15 protein-coding genes are annotated in these 16,374 nt (G+C 58.9%); 11 read left to right on the top strand and 4 right to left on the bottom strand.

Annotated elements, in window-relative coordinates; translation table 11 throughout:
• Positions 1-87 precede the first annotated feature (87 nt).
• The 3 genes from pyk to P4G45_RS12715 all read right to left on the bottom strand — a co-directional run bounded on the left by pyk (position 88) and on the right by P4G45_RS12715 (position 3,159).
• Positions 88-1,617: a pyruvate kinase gene (gene pyk / locus P4G45_RS12705; RefSeq protein ID WP_348266848.1), complete on the bottom strand. Its 1,530-nt coding sequence runs from the start codon at positions 1,615-1,617 to the stop codon at positions 88-90.
• 77 nt (positions 1,618-1,694) lie between these two features.
• Positions 1,695-2,594, bottom strand: coding sequence for a YihY/virulence factor BrkB family protein (locus P4G45_RS12710; protein ID WP_348266849.1), 900 nt, complete (start codon positions 2,592-2,594; stop codon positions 1,695-1,697).
• Between the two features lie 40 nt (positions 2,595-2,634).
• A complete protein-coding gene (locus P4G45_RS12715) occupies positions 2,635-3,159 on the bottom strand; it encodes a thioredoxin family protein (protein ID WP_348266850.1) in 525 nt (174 codons plus the stop codon).
• A 342-nt stretch (positions 3,160-3,501) separates the two neighbouring features.
• Between P4G45_RS12715 and P4G45_RS12720 the strand changes: the two genes are divergently transcribed.
• From P4G45_RS12720 to rseP, 6 genes are all read left to right on the top strand, one after another.
• A complete protein-coding gene (locus P4G45_RS12720) occupies positions 3,502-4,032 on the top strand; it encodes a helix-turn-helix transcriptional regulator (RefSeq protein ID WP_348266851.1) in 531 nt (176 codons plus the stop codon).
• A 145-nt stretch (positions 4,033-4,177) separates the two neighbouring features.
• Positions 4,178-5,107, top strand: a complete 930-nt coding sequence (gene uppS, locus P4G45_RS12725; protein ID WP_348266852.1) for a polyprenyl diphosphate synthase — start codon at positions 4,178-4,180, stop codon at positions 5,105-5,107.
• Positions 5,108-5,258: 151 nt separating this feature from the next.
• Positions 5,259-6,122 carry a phosphatidate cytidylyltransferase gene (locus P4G45_RS12730; RefSeq protein WP_348266853.1) on the top strand — a complete coding sequence of 288 codons (864 nt, stop codon included), beginning with the start codon at positions 5,259-5,261 and terminating at the stop codon, positions 6,120-6,122.
• Positions 6,123-6,214: 92 nt separating this feature from the next.
• Positions 6,215-6,571: a hypothetical protein gene (locus P4G45_RS12735; RefSeq protein WP_348266854.1), complete on the top strand. Its 357-nt coding sequence runs from the start codon at positions 6,215-6,217 to the stop codon at positions 6,569-6,571.
• Positions 6,572-6,722: 151 nt separating this feature from the next.
• On the top strand, positions 6,723-7,937 hold the full coding sequence (locus tag P4G45_RS12740; protein WP_348266855.1) for a 1-deoxy-D-xylulose-5-phosphate reductoisomerase: 1,215 nt from the start codon (positions 6,723-6,725) through the stop codon (positions 7,935-7,937).
• A 40-nt stretch (positions 7,938-7,977) separates the two neighbouring features.
• The gene (gene rseP, locus P4G45_RS12745) at positions 7,978-9,333 is read left to right on the top strand and encodes an RIP metalloprotease RseP (RefSeq protein WP_348266856.1); all 1,356 of its coding nucleotides are present in this window, start codon (positions 7,978-7,980) and stop codon (positions 9,331-9,333) included.
• Positions 9,334-9,407: 74 nt separating this feature from the next.
• Here the strand turns inward: rseP and P4G45_RS12750 are convergent, their stop codons facing one another.
• On the bottom strand, positions 9,408-10,457 hold the full coding sequence (locus P4G45_RS12750; protein WP_348266857.1) for a DUF2235 domain-containing protein: 1,050 nt from the start codon (positions 10,455-10,457) through the stop codon (positions 9,408-9,410).
• A 77-nt stretch (positions 10,458-10,534) separates the two neighbouring features.
• Here P4G45_RS12750 and P4G45_RS12755 point away from each other — a divergent pair, with 77 nt between their 5' ends.
• From P4G45_RS12755 to P4G45_RS12775, 5 genes are all read left to right on the top strand, one after another.
• A complete protein-coding gene (locus P4G45_RS12755) occupies positions 10,535-11,638 on the top strand; it encodes a glycoside hydrolase family 130 protein (RefSeq protein ID WP_348266858.1) in 1,104 nt (367 codons plus the stop codon).
• A 93-nt stretch (positions 11,639-11,731) separates the two neighbouring features.
• Positions 11,732-12,784 carry an AI-2E family transporter gene (locus P4G45_RS12760; RefSeq protein ID WP_348266859.1) on the top strand — a complete coding sequence of 351 codons (1,053 nt, stop codon included), beginning with the start codon at positions 11,732-11,734 and terminating at the stop codon, positions 12,782-12,784.
• Positions 12,785-12,983: 199 nt separating this feature from the next.
• On the top strand, positions 12,984-14,822 hold the full coding sequence (locus P4G45_RS12765; RefSeq protein WP_348266860.1) for a phosphoenolpyruvate carboxykinase (GTP): 1,839 nt from the start codon (positions 12,984-12,986) through the stop codon (positions 14,820-14,822).
• A gap of 293 nt (positions 14,823-15,115) precedes the next feature.
• Positions 15,116-15,451, top strand: a complete 336-nt coding sequence (locus P4G45_RS12770) for a BON domain-containing protein (RefSeq protein WP_348266861.1) — start codon at positions 15,116-15,118, stop codon at positions 15,449-15,451.
• A gap of 39 nt (positions 15,452-15,490) precedes the next feature.
• Positions 15,491-16,159, top strand: coding sequence for a general stress protein (locus P4G45_RS12775; RefSeq protein ID WP_348266862.1), 669 nt, complete (start codon positions 15,491-15,493; stop codon positions 16,157-16,159).
• The last annotated feature ends 215 nt before the right edge of the window (positions 16,160-16,374 follow it).

Below are 16,374 nucleotides of genomic sequence, written 5' to 3' on the forward strand. Positions count from 1 at the left end.
GAAGGAAGCTACACCTGAGAGGAAATAGCTATAAATAAATTGAGGGATGGGCTAATACCCATCCCTCAATTTGTTGTTTGGTTAAGATTACTTCTTCTTCAGCTTGGATTTGGGCTTGGCTTTAGCAGATCCAGTGTCGCGATCGCCGACCATATGTAGGCGCATGAAGTTGGTGGCGCCGGATTTGGTGCGAGTTCCGGCGACGATGCCTACAATCTGCCGAGGCTGAACGTGGCCGCCGCGTTCGAGGACCTCTTCGGCCATGTTGACCAGCTTGTCGGTGTCGCGGAAGCGGTCGCAGAGGATGGGATAGGTGCCCCACAGGAGCATCGACCGATTGATGACCTTCTCGAAGGGTGAGAGCGCGAAGATCGGCGGATCGGGATGGTACTTCGAGAGCAGGCGAGCGGTCATGCCAGTCTCGGTGAAGATGGCGATGGCGGCTACGTCGAGATCGTCGGCTGCGTGTGACATGCACTCGCAGATGGTCTCGGCAATCGAGAGCTGGACGCTGTGTGCGCGGCCAAGAGCGGGGCGAGGGTCGATGCGGATCTGGTGCTCGGTCTCGATGATGATCTTTGCCATCATGGCGATAGACTCGACGGGATACTTGCCGGCGGCGCTTTCGGCGGAGAGCATGACGGCGTCGGTGCCATCGTAGATGGCGTTGGCGACGTCCGAGGCCTCGGCGCGGGTGGGGCGTGGGTTGTCGATCATCGACTCGAGCATCTGCGTGGCCGTGATGACGGGCTTGCGATACTCGGCGGCGCGGCGGATGATGTGCTTCTGAATGGCGGGGACTTTTTCGGGTGGGACTTCGACGCCGAGATCGCCGCGGGCAACCATGATGGCGTCAGTGACTTCGAGGATGCTGTCGAGATGCTCGATGGCCTGTGGCTTTTCAAGCTTGGCGATGATCCATGCGTCGGACTTGAGAGCGGTAAGACGGTTCTTGACGTGGCGAACGTCGTCGGCGGTGCGGACGAAGGAGACGGCGATGGTGTCTACTCCCTGACCGACGGCGAAGATGAGGTCCTCTTCGTCCTTTTCCGTGAGCGAGGGAACCTTGACCGGGATTCCGGGAAGATTGATGCCCTTGTTCTCGCCGAGGGTGCCGCCATTGACGATGATGCAGGTTACGTCGCCGCCCTTGACCGATTCGACACGGAGTTCGATGAGGCCGTCCGACAGAAGGATGCGGGAGCCGGGTTCGAGGTTCTCGGCGAGGGTCTTAAAGGTGGTGCCGACGATGGCGGCGGTGCCTTCGATCTCGCGTGGAGTGATGGTGAGGCGCTTGCCTGCGACGAGCTGGACCGGCTTGTGACCCTTGAGCTTACCCGTGCGGATCTTGGGGCCCTGCAGGTCGGCGAGGATGCAGATGGGCTTGCCCTCTTCTTTGGAGACGGTGCGCACCATCTTGATCAGCTCGGCCTTCTGGGCGTGGCTGCCGTGGGAGAAATTGAGGCGGGCGACATCGAGGCCGGCGCGGACGAGCTGACGGAAGACTTCAGGGGTGCTGGATGCAGGCCCGAGGGTAGCTACGATTTTGGCACGACGGAGGCGTTCGGTACCGGTAAAAGAGGGGTCGTTCGAGAGGGGATTTGGAGAAGTGTTCATGAAATCGATTGCCGCATTCTTTCTAACCCCGCGTGGACCGCAAGGTATACCAGTGAGTTTTGCTACCGTTCGCAATTTTACCCGGTGGAAGGGCTCTGTGCGCCTGCGACGGTTGAATCAGCTTGAACAGATGGAAAAAAGTGGGCGTTGCACTGCGCGTTGAACTCCGCTCCGCAGAGCACGCTGAGCGAGATGATGTAAAGCCAGAAGAGCAACGCGATGCCCGCGCCGAGCGAGCCGTAGACCTGCGAGTAGTTGGCGAACCGGGTAACGTACCAGCCGAACGCCAGGGTGGTCAGGAACCACATGGCGGTGGCGAGGACGGCGCCGGGGATCGTCCGTTTCCATGACTGTCGCATGGGCGTGCCCATGTGGTAGATGAGAGCGATGATGCCGATGCTGCCGGTGAAGGCAATCATCCAGCGGGCGATGACGGCAATCACGTAGACCGGAGTGCGTGCAAAGGGCATCATGTGCATCGCCAGCAACGTAGTGATGAAGTGTCCAAAGACGACGAGCGTGCTGGCAATGGCAAGCGGGATGAGCGAGAGAGGGACGAGGACATAGGCCCGGACGCGGCGCTGCCAGAACGTCCAGCAATCGGGCGGAAGGCCGTGGGCGCGGCGAAAGCCTTCCATAAACGTGGCGATAACGCTGGAGGCTCCAGTAACGCTGACCAGGATGCCAATGATGATGGCGCGAATGGATTGCGGATTGTGACGCGTAGTGGCGAAGTAGCCCTCAAGAAGAGGAGTGACGTCAGAGGGCAGGATGCTGTCGAAAAAAAGAGAGAGCTGGAAGCGGAGTGGGGCCATGCCCGGAAGAAAGCCGACGAAGGCTGCGGCAATGATGAGCGCGGGAAAGAGTGAGATCATTGCTGAATAGGCTGCAGACTGGGCTACATTCAAGCAGTCGTGCGCCGCTATGTTGAGCAGTGTGCGGTGGAAGAGGGAGGAGATGCGAAGGAGTCTTCTCAAGATTGGCGCCGAGCAAGAAACGTGAGAGTGGGGCGCTGAATCAGCCCTTCCACTGGTTGAGGAACGCGGTGACAGCGCCCGAACTCATGTTGCGCATATTTTCGAACTGTCCCGTCTGCTGGGAGTAGAGCAGCTTGCCATGGGCGTCGAGAACGGCGAGCGCAGGGACGCCTTTGTTGATGGGAATCTCATATCTCTTTGGAACATCGAGGTTGCGATCCATGTGGCCGATGTAGATGTGGACCAGCACAAAATGTTTGGCAAGCAGATCGGCGTTGGGGCTCTGATGGAGATAGATGTCGAGGATCTGGCAGTCGCCGCACCAGTCGCCGCCGAAGTCGAGCAGGACGCGCTTGTGCTCGGCGCGAGCTTTCTTGAGGGCGGCGGCGATATCAGCGTTGGGGTTCGCGGTCTCGGAGTAGATCTGCTTCTTGACGAACGGCATGGTGAGAGGTGACTGGGCAGAGCCGGGAACAGCAATGGTGAGCGAGAGGATGCCCAACGCCACAAGGGCCATGCAGAGTTTGGAGATTCGGTTCGAGAGCCTTGAAGACTTCAAGATCATGGAGAAGTGCCTTCCTTGCAGCCGCTGCCGCGAGCGCGTGCCACTGTAACTGTAAATGATGCATGAAGCGGGCGGCGTGACGCAAAGTCTTCAGGCGCATATCTCCGGACGCGTATCAATGATGCCCAGTGGTGTCGGCTGCGAGAGCTCCAGCGGTCTCGCCATACCATACGGCGATGGCGCGCAAGAGCTTAAAGTTCTCAGTTAGATAACACCCGCTAATAATCAATGAGTTTCCTCTTGACTGTTCAGTAACCCGGTGTCATTCTAGGCACATCAGGCGTTCCGTTATCGGACGTGTGCTGCGGTCCTTGCTCTGGAATCCGCCCGCTACATACAACTATGGCAACCATGATGGCGCCCGTCGAACAACGTGAGGTATTGCGTTGCGATCATTGCAGCCTGGTGCAGTTTCGCCCGTCGAACGCACTTTGCCGCCGCTGCCACAAATGCCTTGAGGTCGAGGAGCCAGAACCGGTTCCCGCTCTCAAGATCGTTCCCCCACAAGCCACGCAAGAAGGTGGCATTCAGGTAGCTACTGCTGTTCGTGACCTGCGCCACGTGCGCAATTTGTCACAGCGTCAGCTGGCAGCGCGCATGAATGTGCCGCGCACCTATATCTCCAAGATCGAGAACGGCAAGGCTATGCCGACCTTGTCCTCGCTCGACCGCCTGGCAAAGGCGCTTCAGGTGGATATCTCTACCCTGCTGCGCGATTCCACGAACCGCCATCGCGACGAAACGGCTGTGCTGATGACCGATCCCTTCCTCGCCGAGATTGCCGAGTACACCTCGCAGCTCGACGCTCTGCAGCGGTCGATCTTCCTCAATCATGTCCGCGAGTTAGCTGCCGGACGCCGCCGCACCGCGTAGCCTGGGCCGACCTCGTGCCGCAGCGCGTTCCCTTCACGGGAATGGGTTGCGGCACCTCTCCTTCGCCCTGCGAACCTCTACCATAAGCGGCGTTCATTGCACACGCTAACTCAGTGTGCTAGCGTCAGTCTTTGCGAGGTTGTTTTTGCCGTCACCATCTCCCAATCGAGTCCCCAGCCGCCTTCACGAACTCTCCCCTGAGGAGCAGAGCGTTTATCGGCAGCTCGACCCCACCAAAATCCCCCAACATGTCGCCATCATTATGGATGGCAATGGCCGCTGGGCGGGTAAACGTGCGCTCAAGCGCTTCCTCGGCCATCAACAGGGAGCTGAGTCCGTACAGTACGTTGTCGAGACCGCCTCGCGTATCGACCTTCCCTTCCTGACGCTCTACGCTTTCTCACTGGAAAATAATCTGCGCCGCCCCAAGGCCGAGGTCAGCTTCCTGATGAAGCTGCTCAAGAGCTATCTCATCGGCAACGTTAAGCGCATGAACGACAACAACGTTCGCATGGCCTACATCGGCCGCACCTACGATCTCCCCACCGAGGTGCAGGAGACGATGCAGTGGGCCTCCGAGGCTACGGCAAAAAATACCGGCACCACCCTCACGCTGGCCCTCAACTACGGCGCCCGCTCCGAGATCGTCGACGCCTTCCGCAAGATTCTCACCAACCTTGCCGCCGAGGCGCACACTCGCGGTTGCTCGGTCGAAGACCTCCTCGGCGCAGGCGCGCTGGACTCGCTCGACGAGCCCACCATCAGCCGCGCACTCTACACGGCGCACATGCCCGATCCCGACCTGATCATTCGCACCAGCGGTGAGCAGCGCATCTCCAACTTCCTGCTCTGGCAGATCGCTTACTCCGAGATCTTCGTCACCGACCGCCTCTGGCCCGACTTTCGCGGCATCCATCTGCTCGAAGCGCTGGTCAACTATCAGGGCCGCGACCGCCGCTACGGTGGCCTCAGCGATGCCCACTCCGACGAGAAGATTGACACCCTCCAGCCCGTCTCCGAGCTGGAGACCGAGATTGCCACGGAACTCAACCCCCACGAATTGACCCGTCGTTGAGCTGGAATCTTTCTCTATTCCGGTTCGGGGGGCCTCATTCAGAGCGGTTTCTGCGATGGGTGAAAATATAAATCTCTCTCACGTTGCTCCTGATCTCGCATTATCGCGCTAAGCAAAAATTACGCTCTGACCTGTATTCTTTTCCATACTCATGAAACGCATCCTTACTGCCATCGTTCTCATCGCTGCCGTCTTCGCGCTCATCTTCTTCGGCCAGCTGTGGATGATCACGCTCTTCGCGGCCATTATCGCGGAGCTCGCTGCTTACGAATATCTCAAGCTCGCTGCCGTCGGTGCCGAAACCCATGGCGCGCAACTCCGCATCCCGCTGTGGTGGATGACGCTCGGCACGGCGCTCGCCTTCGTCGTCACGCTGCCCAACTTCCCCGTCGAGGCGCAGCTTCCGGTCCTCAGCGCGCTCACGCTCGCTCTCTTCGCCTGGAACGGCTTCCGTTCGCCGCTCATCCAGGTGCTGCCCGACACCGCACAGGGACTCTTCGGCCTCATCTACATCGCCTATCCGCTCACCCTGATTCCCCTTATCTGGAAGAAGGAGGACGGAACCGCTCTGGTAATCTTCCTGATGGTCTGCGTCTGGGCCGGAGATATCGCGGCGCTCTACATCGGCCGCCGATTCGGCCGCCACAAACTCGCCCCGCGGCTCAGTCCGGGCAAGACCTGGGAGGGCTCCGCAGCCAGCATCGTCGGCAGCATCATCGCGGCCTTTATCGTCATCTACCTCGGCGATGTGCTCAGCTCGCACGGCAACCTGGTGCTCCATACCTCAGAGCCGATGTGGCAGTCCCTCCTGCTCGCCGCTGTCCTCAACATTGCAGCACAGTTGGGCGACCTGCTGGAGTCCGCCATCAAACGCGGAGCCGGAGTGAAAGACTCGGGCACGATGCTTCCTGGCCACGGCGGGATGCTCGATCGCATCGACGCCCTGCTGCTTGCCGCCCCCATTCTTTGGTTTGTCCTCATCCTCAAAGACGCCTTCGGCATGGGACGTTTTTAAAAACGCCAACCCTTCATGCGCCATTTGAGTGAACCCAGGCATCAAACCGCTTGTGTCCGTTGTTCTTACACCGGCACCGCAAAGGAGAACGAATGAATCTCAGAAATGCTCTGCTTGGGATTGTGGCAGTAACGACGTTGGCGTTCGTCCCTGGATCCCTCATCGCGCAAGGACCGCCTCCGCCGGAATATCGGAGTGGATATGGCCCGCAGCAGCCTTGGGAGACGGCTCCGCCTGAATATCAGGAGATTGAACGTCGCGGCTTTCACGATGGCATTGAAGGTGCCCGCAAAGACTACGGAAACCATCGCCGTCCCGATGTAAATAATCGCGACGAGTACCGGCATCCGCATGTTTCGCGCCAGGATCGCCGGGCCTACCGCGAAGCATTTCGTCGCGGCTATAGTGTAGGAGTTGAGCACCTCATGAACGGCAACATGCGCCGCTAATCAGCGGGTATCCGTCGTGCAAAGAGCCCCGGCCAAAACCGGGGCTTTCGTCTTGCCGCTCAAGGAGTAACGTTATTTGCTACAAGAGTCTTTCTTCTCAATCAGAATCGAGATTTATGTATAAGCTCTATTGTCTGAGAAAATAAGGCTCGTGAAAAAACTCGCCATTTTAGGTTCCACCGGCTCCATCGGCAACAGCACCCTCTCCATCTGCGAGTCATTCCCCGATCGCTACCAAGTCGTCTCATTGGCCGCAGGCCAAAACGTCGAGATCGCCTTTGCCCAATGCGAACGCTGGCGGCCAAAGGTCATCTCCCTCGCCACCGAAGAACTGGCAGGCCAGCTTCAGGGCCGCCTCAAGGCAGCAGGGATCACTGGCATCGAAGTCGTCCACGGCACCGCCGGAACCGTCCGCGTCGCCACCCTGCCCGAAGTGGACTTCGTCGTCTCCGCCATCGTCGGCGTCGCCGGACTCGAAGCCACCTACGCCGCCGTCTGCGCGGGCAAGACCATCGGCCTCGCCAACAAGGAGTGCCTCGTAGCTGCCGGCGAACTCATCATCGCCGCCGCGAAGGAGCACAACGTAGCCCTGCTCCCTATCGACTCCGAGCACAACGCCGTCCACCAGGCCATGCGCGGAGGCACACCCGCCGAGGTCAAGCAGATCTGGCTCACCGCCTCCGGTGGCCCCTTCCGCAATACACCGTTGGCCGACTTCGAGCACATCACTCCTGCACAGGCGCTCAAGCACCCCACCTGGGTCATGGGGCAGCGCATCACCATCGACTCTGCCACCATGATGAACAAGGGCTTCGAGGTCATCGAGGCCTGCCGCCTCTTCGACCTGCCACCCGCCCAGGTCCGTGTCACTATTCATCCGCAGTCCACCGTCCACTCGCTGGTCGAGTTCGTCGACGGCAGCATCCTTGCCCAGATCTCGGTAACTGACATGCGCCTCCCCATCCTCTATGCGCTGGCCTATCCCGAACGCGTGGCCGTGACGGAAAAAGAGGCACTTACCTTCGACCTGACCACGCTTAGCCAGCTCGATTTCTCGCAGCCCGACCTCACCCGTTTCCCCTGCCTCCGCCTTGCCTACGAAGCCGCCGCCGCTGGTGGCAAAGCGCCCATCGCCCTCAACGCCGCCGACGAGATCGCGGTCGCCGCCTTCCTCAATCCTGACCCCGGTAGATCCATCCCTTTTATGGGTATTCCGCGTACAATTGAGGATGTGCTGATCGAAACCTCCGGCCCGCGTCCTGCCACCATCCAGCAAGTGCTGGAAGCAGACCTTGCCGCGAGAGAGTGTGCATGCGAAGTGATCGCCCGGCAGTTCACCGGCGGACTTCGGAATCGGCACAAGTAGCCACAACTTTCCTTATCAGCAACGAGGTCTCCACTCTCCCATGTCGACAGTCATTCAGCTTGCCATCGTCCTTGGCATCATGGTTCTGGTGCACGAATTCGGCCACTTCGCTGTCGCCAAGCTCTGCAAAGTTCGCGTCGAAGTCTTCTCCATCGGCTTCGGCACTCGCCTCTTTGGCTTCAAACGCGGCGACACCGACTATCGACTCAGCCTTCTTCCCCTCGGCGGCTACGTCAAGATGGCAGGCGAGATGCCCGGCGAAGCCAAGAGCGACGACCCCGGCGAACTGGAGAACCATCCCCGCTGGCAGCGCGTCCTCATCGCCCTCGCCGGCCCCTTCGCCAACTTTCTGCTCGCCATCGCCCTGATGACCGGCGTCTATATGATTCACAATGAGGTTCGGGCCTTCCTCAACGGCCCAGCCCACGTCGACTACGTCTCGCTTAACACACCCGCGGCCCACACCGGCATCCGCGGCGGCGACACCATCGTCCACTACGACACCATCGAAAATCCCACCTGGGATCAGGTTGCGGTTCGCTCGATGCTGAATCTCAACCAGAGCATCGCCTTCTCCTACATTCACGACGGCCAACGAACCAATACTAAGCTCTTCGTTGAAGCCAAAGGCGGACCGGAAAACTTCACCCTCGACACACTCGGGTTCGTCCCAATCATGCAGGACACGCCGGTCCAGGTCAGGAGTCTCGCAGGAGAGGAGAACCTCCCCGCCGCTCGCGCAGGCCTTCAGCCCGGCGACAAGATAGTGACTCTTGACGGACTTCATCTTCACTCCGTCGACGCTCTCCACGCCTATCTGCAGGACGAGGCTGGCAAGCCTGTCGCCCTTGTGATCGACCGGCACGGCGCCACCCTTCCCGTCACCCTGAATCCAGTCCTCGGAGATGCAGGAGATGGCACAAAGTATTACCAGTTCGGATTCCTCGCCGTTCAGCCACCGGTCACGGTGCAGCGTCTCCCCTTCGACAAGGCTGTAGTCGCGTCATGGCAATTCAATAAAAAAGGCTCGCTGCTCATCGTCGAAGTCCTCAAACGCATGTTCACACGCCAGGTTTCGGTGCGCAGCTTAAGCGGGCCCATCGGCATCGGCCAGCAGATCCACGAGGCCGTCGACATGCCCGGCTGGATGCCCATCATCGGGTTGATGGCCTATATCTCGCTGAACCTTGGCATCTTCAATCTGTTGCCCATCCCTATTCTCGATGGTGGCATGATCCTCTTTCTTATCATCGAAAGCATCATCCGCCGCGACGTCAATCAGCAGCTCAAAGAGCGCGTCTACCAAGTGGCTTTTGTCTGCATTATCCTCTTCGCCGCCTTTGTTATCTTCAACGACATTACCAAGCTTTCCATCTTCACAAAGGTCAAGCCGTAGATTAGCTCAGCGCTTCAGTCACACGAATCGACACAAACAGAAGAGGCTCCAGTCTCGCGATGTACTGGCGTCAATCACGCCAGCACATCGACCACTTGATATCCCTTTAACTTCCCCGCTTCTGTGAGAGTCAGATTCTCTGGCCGATACTCCGCCATTCCGTCCAATCGCATCTGCACCGTGTTGGCCATCGCCGCATTGGCAGGAATCTCTCGATGTTCCGGGAAACCCCAGGGAACCATCTTCCACTCATCATGTGCCGCGCCCAGTGCACTGCTCGGGTCGATCTTCAAATACCTCGACCTCGCATCCTCATCGAACACAAGACCGCATTTGATCGCATTTTTCAGCATCCAGCCCAACGTAATCTCTGATAACCGGCAGTCATCGTACCCTCCGCCGTCGTCGCAATGAACGCCCGAAAACCAAACCTGCTGCACCTGATCGTCGTTGTCCCGCGGCGACCCATCGGCATTCGTCCACAAGGTAGGCTTGAACGGCGCACGCCGCTCATCGATGCAGATCGCGTGAAAGGCACTCTTTACACAAGGATGCAGCGAAGTGTCCAGAAAGCCATACTTCTGCTGGTGCAGCACGCTGAACAGCAACCCCGGAACGCCCAGCGACCCGACCGTATCCCAGACCCCAATCATCCGCACATCTGCCGCAGTCAGCCTATACTCCGCATCGAGCGCGTCCTTCGCGGCAACCCGCAGCTTCGGATCGGTCTGGCGGTAGGCACTGAAGATCTTCTGCACCGTCCTGTTGTCGAAGTTCTTGGTCGGCACACCAAACCCGGCAATCATCCCGCCCAGGCTACGCGCCGTATAAGCTCCGCGGCTAAACCCGAAGATGTAAATCTGATCTCCCGGGTCCCACACATAAGCCAGAAATTCATAACCGTCCTGGACCTTCTGAAACAGCCCTTCGCCCATCGCTCCGCCTGCCAGATGGTCGATCGGCGTACCATCCGTGCCCACCCCGCTATCGTAGTAACGCATCTGATCGGGAGAGTCAGCGAGCGCGCAGTACAGTTTGCGGACGTTCGTATCATTCGCAACCGCTCCAATGCCATGGGGCGAGTTCCATGTCCCGTCCGTACAGATAATGATCTTCTTTGCCATCTGATCCTCCTGTTTGGGGCCCGGAGGCACAATATTACCTCTCACAGAAGCTCCAATTGAGATAAATTGACTGCACGATGACGCGCAACCACGAACTCCTCAAAATCGCCGGCACTCTCGTCCTCCTGGCCACGCTGGGAGCAGCCAAACCTTCCCACTGGCAGATTGGCCCCTTCACTCGTCCGACCAACGGCCCGGTGATCACGCCGGATAAAACCGCCGTCTTCAACGATCCCATCGCGAAGACTCCTATCCACTGGGAGGCGCTCCACACCTTCAATCCAGCCGCAATCGTCCGCGACGGAAAGATCGTCGTCCTCTATCGCGCCGAAGACGATACCGGAGCCATGGTGATCGGCGAGCACACCTCCCGCCTCGGCCTCGCCACCAGCGACGACGGCATCCATTTCACGCGCCTTCCCGAGCCCGTCTTCTACCCGGCCGAAGACGCCCAGAAGTCTCGCGAGTGGCCCGGTGGAGTAGAAGACCCGCGCATCGTCGAGAGCGAAGACGGCACCTACGTCCTCACCTACACCCAGTGGAATCGAGTTACCTATTCCATCGGCATAGCTTCCTCAAAGGACCTTCAGCACTGGACCAAGTACGGTCCTGTCTTCCTCGGCGCAGCCAACGGCAAATATGACAACCTGAAATACAAGTCAGGCGGCATCGTTACGCATCTGGTCAACGACCGCCTCATCGCCGCCCGGATCAACGGCAAGTACTGGATGTACTGGGGCGAAGGCGCGATTCACCTTGCCACCTCCACCGACCTTATCCACTGGACGCCGGTAGAAGACGCCAGCGGTAATCCCATCGAAGTCCTCACCAAACGTCCTGGCCACTTCGACAGCGGCTTCCCCGAGACCGGCCCGCCGCCCATCCTGACCGACGCCGGCATCGTCGTCCTCTATAACGGAAAAAACGATCCGACCAACGGCGATCGCGCCCTTGGCCCCAACGCCTACGCCGCAGGCGAAGCTCTCTTCGATGCTCACGATCCGACCCATCTCATAGCGCGAACTGAAGAGCCCGTACTCAAACCTGAAAAGCCTTACGAAAAGACCGGCCAATACGTCGCTGGAACCACGTTCGCCGAAGGTCTCATCCGTTTCCACGACAAATGGTTTCTCTACTATGGTTGCGCGGACTCCGAGGTCGGTGTAGTCGAGGCTCCTTAGAAAATTAACGCGCCGCGGGTCGCTTCCGAGATGCAGGCATCCTACTCACATCACGATGAAGGACCAGTAACTCATCTCACGGAGCAGCAGCCAATGGCAACCAGCAGCGAAGAAACGACATGGAAGCAGATCACGCTGTTCCTTCTGACTTTCAGCAGCGTCATCGTCTGCGCGCTGCTCCTCTGGCCCTTCTTCGGAGCAATCGTCGGTGCCATCGTCCTTGCCGTCATCACGCAGCATCCCTATGACTGGCTGGCCACAAAGATCCGGAACCGCTCCGCGGCCGCCGCTCTTGGGCTCGCACTCGTCCTGCTGGCTTTCGTCGTCCCGGGATTCTTTCTCGCACAAAATATCGGCAAGCAGGCGATCGCTGTTGTCAGCACAGTTCGCAATGATGCCACTCAGGAAAAGTTCAGCGAGTTCCTCGGAGGCCACCCCGCTGCCGCCTCCCGCGTCGAGGTCGTCTCCAACTCCATCGATCCCGGCCACGCCGCTCAAGCCGCCGCCGCTTACGTCGGAAGCAAAATTGGTGGTCTTCTCGGCAACTCCGTGCGCCTTATCACCCAGCTTGTGGTCATGCTCTTCCTACTCTTCTTCCTCTTCCGCGACCGCTCCCTCGCGCTGACTTTTCTTCATTCGCTTCTTCCTCTCCGTACGGAGGAGAGCAGCGAACTGCTCACAAGAGTCGGCGACACGATCTTCACCACCGCTCTCGGCAGACTGGCAGTTGCCGGAGTACAAGGTGTCCTTATCGGTCTTGCCTTCTGGGTTCTGGGCGTTCCCGGCGTCATCCTCTGGGCCTTCACCACAGCAGTCATGGCGATGATTCCCGCCTTCGGTACGCTCCTCGTCTGGGGCCCCATCGCCATCTATCTCGGGATCTCGGGCCATTGGGGAAAGGCTCTTCTGCTCGTCATCTGGGGAGGCGTCATCGTCAGCACCATCGACAACTTCCTTTACCCCATCCTCGTTGGCACTCGACTGCGCAGCCACACCGCGACCATTCTCATCTCGATCCTCGGCGGCATTGCTTTGTTCGGAATCATGGGCGTCATTCTCGGCCCGGTCTTCTTCACCATCGCCTCCACGTTACTCGAGTTCTGGCGCGCCCGCACCGGCAACTCATCCATTCAGATATCCAGTTAGTGTTTCGTAAGAGCAAGGAGTGTCATCTCGACAAGAGGGTGGCGCGCCTTTGTCACCGCAGGGAAAATGCATCGGTCAACCGAGAAATGTACTCAATGTCCGTAAACATTACAATCCGATAAACGAACAAATGTGCGATCTCCATTGACACCATCGCGCCAACAGGCGAAACATGGAAACCCAAGGAGCCTTCCTCCCTATGAAGACAGCACCCTCCACAGCCACTCCTCCCACAACCAATAAACATCTGATCCGCTGGGTGGAGAAGATGGCGGAGTTGACGCAGCCCGATCACATTCACTGGATCGATGGATCAAAAAAAGAGTACGACCATCTCTGCGACGTCCTCGTCGAAGCCGGGACATTCTTCCCGCTCAATGAAAAGCTCTGGCCGGGTTGCTTCTACGCCCGTTCCTCTCCCAATGATGTGGCGCGCGTCGAAGACCGTACCTTCATCTGCTCTCTCTCCAAAGACAACGCCGGCCCCACCAACAACTGGGAAGATCCCTTCACCATCCGGCGCAAGCTGAAGCAGCTCTTTCGCGGCAGCATGCGTGGCCGCACCATGTACGTCATGCCCTTCAGCATGGGCCCGGTCGGCTCGCCGATGTCACAGATCGGTGTCCAGCTCACGGACTCCGCCTACGCCGTCGTCAACATGCGCATCATGGCACGCATCGGCGCTCCTGTCTTCGCCGAGATCGACAAGGACATCAAGCGCGTGGTGCCTTGCCTGCACTCCGTAGGTGCCCCTCTGGCGCCCGGAGAAAAGGACGTTCCCTGGCCCTGCAACGACACCAAGTACATCGTGCACTTCCCCGAGACCCGCGAGATCTGGAGCTACGGCTCGGGCTACGGTGGCAATGCCCTGCTCGGCAAAAAATGCTTCGCTCTCCGCATTGCCTCCAACATCGCCCGCGACGAGGGCTGGATGGCCGAGCACATGTTAATCCTCGGCGTCGAATCTCCACCCGACAAGATGGGCAAGACTGAAAAGACTTACGTTGCCGCTGCTTTTCCATCAGCCTGCGGCAAGACCAACTTCGCCATGATGATCCCGCCCGCAGGCTTCGATGGCTGGAAGATCTTGACCATTGGCGACGATATCGCCTGGATCAAGCCCGACGCCACCGGCCAGCTCCGCGCCATCAACCCTGAGGCAGGCTTCTTCGGTGTAGCCCCTGGCACCAGTGCAAAGACCAACCCCAACGCCATGGCCACGCTGGCCAAAAACACTATCTTCACCAACGTTGCTCTCACTCCCGACGGCGGCGTCTGGTGGGAGGGCATGACCGACAAGCCGCCCGCCGAGTGTCTGGACTGGCAAGGCAACAAGTGGACCCCGGCCATCGGCAAAAAGACCGGCCGCCCCGCCGCGCATCCTAACGGGCGCTTCACCGCTCCCGCCAGCCAGTGCCCTACCATCGATCCCAACTGGGAGGCACCCGACGGCGTTCCTATCTCCGCCTTCATCTTCGGCGGCCGTCGCGCCACCACCATGCCGCTCGTCTATCAGGCCTTCAACTGGTCTGCCGGCGTCTACATCGGAGCCACCATGGGCAGCGAGACCACTGCTGCCGCCGGAGGCGCTGTCGGCAAAGTCCGCCGCGATCCCATGGCCATGCTGCCCTTCTGCGGCTATCACATGGGCGACTACTTCCGTCACTGGCTGCGCATGCAGCGCACCCTCTCCGCCACACCGCGCGTCTTCCACGTCAACTGGTTCCGCAAAGATGCGGAGGGCAAGTTCCTCTGGCCCGGCTTCAGCGAAAACATGCGTGTTCTTAAATGGATCGTCGATCGCGTCCACGGCCGCGCCCTGGGCAAAGAAACTCCCATTGGCTGGACCCCGCACTACGAGGACATCAACTGGAAGGGCCTCAACTTCCCTCGCGAAGCCTTCGACGAACTTCAAAAAGTTAACCGCACGCAATGGAGGCACGAGGTTATGAGCCACGAAGAGCTCTTCCTACTCGTTCACGACCACCTGCCCCCCGAGATGATCTACGAAAGAGAACTCCTCATCTGCAGACTCTGACAAGCGGCATCACTGACATGCAAGATGCAGGGAGATCTCCGCAAGAAAGTAAGCCCTTCAATCTATCTTCGACCTAGCAACCCGCTCTCGATTCCCGGCTTCTTACTAACTGGGAACGAGATTAGCCGCGAGTTTCGATCTGAGACTGTCTATCTCCCGTACGTAAGCCGCCTGATTAACCAAGCGTGGCTCAGACCAGCCCAGACTCATGAGGTAATAACGTGACATTTTTTCGCATTACACTCCCACGCATATCTATGATTGCGTGCTTAGCACTGACTTCTGTCCTATTGATGCCAACAACATCGTTCGGCCAGGACCAGACCAGTGCTCCCACTTCTACCAGTCCAGACAACACTGCAAGGAACAAAGCACACCACAATACCGCCGATCAGCAATCGAACGCGACCTCTGACCGCATGCTCACAAAGCACATCCGTCAGTCATTGATCGCAGACAAGTCGCTTTCCATGTACGGCCACAACGTCAAGATCATTACGCGCGATGGAATGGTGACATTGAAGGGGCCCGTGCACTCGGAGGAGGAGAAGCAGACCATTGCCTCCAAAGCAGCAGAGGTCGCCGGCGGTGCGGACAAAGTCACCAATCAACTTACGGTCAAACAGTAGGACCTGCTCGCTCATAAAGCGTTGCAGAAGGAGATTTATATGGCAGGGAAAAACACAGCAGCATTCGGCATTTACTCAACTAGAACGGCCGCAGAAGCCGCAGTCGATCAACTCACCGCAGCGGGCTTTTCGCATCAGGACGTCTCGGTTCTCATGTCCGATAAGCAGGGATCGAAGGACTTTGCCACCGAGAAGAACACCAAGGCTCCTGAAGGCGCCGCAACTGGCGTAGGCGTTGGCGGAGCAGTTGGCGGAACGCTCGGGCTGCTCGCCGGCATCGGCGCTTTGGCTATTCCCGGCGTCGGTCCGCTGATTGCAGCAGGACCGATCATGGGCGCACTCGCGGGTCTGGGCGTCGGCGGAGCAGTGGGTGGTCTTGTGGGAGCCCTGGTTGGAATGGGCATTCCCGAGTATGAAGCGAAGCGTTACGAAGGCCGCGTTAAGGATGGCGGTATCCTCGTCTCGGTTCACTGCGATAGCTCCGAAGAGGTCTCCCGTGCGAAGGATATCCTCAAGGAAACGGGCGGTGAGGACATCGCCTCCTCCGGCGAAAAGTCCGTCAGCACCCATGGTGTAGAAACCGACCGCCGGGATACGGAGCGCGTCCACACAAACACCCTTCACACCAACCGTCTGGACAACGAAGATGTCGATGGCAATGTGCTTGTCGAGCGCGATGTTGTCATTGAGCGCGTTAACAAACGGTAGAGCTCGCTTTAGAAGCGTTCCACCGTAGAGTACGCATCCTCAAAAGGGATGCGTACTCTCATTTAAGTCTCTCCGAATACTCCCAAAAAGGCTGATTTGAACCCTGATGACCTCGATCCCCGAAGTCGCTATCCCCCCGGATTCAAAGCCGTTCACCGTCTCGAACCCAGCTGATTAGGCCCCACAATCCGCTTGACTCCAGTTAGAATTCCTTC

Origin of the sequence: Edaphobacter paludis, assembly GCF_039993895.1 — a bacterium.
In the GTDB taxonomy this organism is placed as follows: Bacteria; Acidobacteriota; Terriglobia; order Terriglobales; family Acidobacteriaceae; genus Edaphobacter; species Edaphobacter paludis.

Coding starts and splice junctions, on each gene's coding strand:
- pyk (WP_348266848.1), bottom strand. CDS start 1,617: ATGAACACTTCTCCAAATCCCCTCTCGAACGACCCCTCTTTTACCGGT.
- P4G45_RS12715 (WP_348266850.1), bottom strand. CDS start 3,159: ATGATCTTGAAGTCTTCAAGGCTCTCGAACCGAATCTCCAAACTCTGC.
- P4G45_RS12720 (WP_348266851.1), top strand. CDS start 3,502: ATGGCAACCATGATGGCGCCCGTCGAACAACGTGAGGTATTGCGTTGC.
- P4G45_RS12730 (WP_348266853.1), top strand. CDS start 5,259: ATGAAACGCATCCTTACTGCCATCGTTCTCATCGCTGCCGTCTTCGCG.
- P4G45_RS12735 (WP_348266854.1), top strand. CDS start 6,215: ATGAATCTCAGAAATGCTCTGCTTGGGATTGTGGCAGTAACGACGTTG.
- rseP (WP_348266856.1), top strand. CDS start 7,978: ATGTCGACAGTCATTCAGCTTGCCATCGTCCTTGGCATCATGGTTCTG.
- P4G45_RS12750 (WP_348266857.1), bottom strand. CDS start 10,457: ATGGCAAAGAAGATCATTATCTGTACGGACGGGACATGGAACTCGCCC.
- P4G45_RS12755 (WP_348266858.1), top strand. CDS start 10,535: ATGACGCGCAACCACGAACTCCTCAAAATCGCCGGCACTCTCGTCCTC.
- P4G45_RS12760 (WP_348266859.1), top strand. CDS start 11,732: ATGGCAACCAGCAGCGAAGAAACGACATGGAAGCAGATCACGCTGTTC.
- P4G45_RS12765 (WP_348266860.1), top strand. CDS start 12,984: ATGAAGACAGCACCCTCCACAGCCACTCCTCCCACAACCAATAAACAT.
- P4G45_RS12770 (WP_348266861.1), top strand. CDS start 15,116: ATGCCAACAACATCGTTCGGCCAGGACCAGACCAGTGCTCCCACTTCT.
- P4G45_RS12775 (WP_348266862.1), top strand. CDS start 15,491: ATGGCAGGGAAAAACACAGCAGCATTCGGCATTTACTCAACTAGAACG.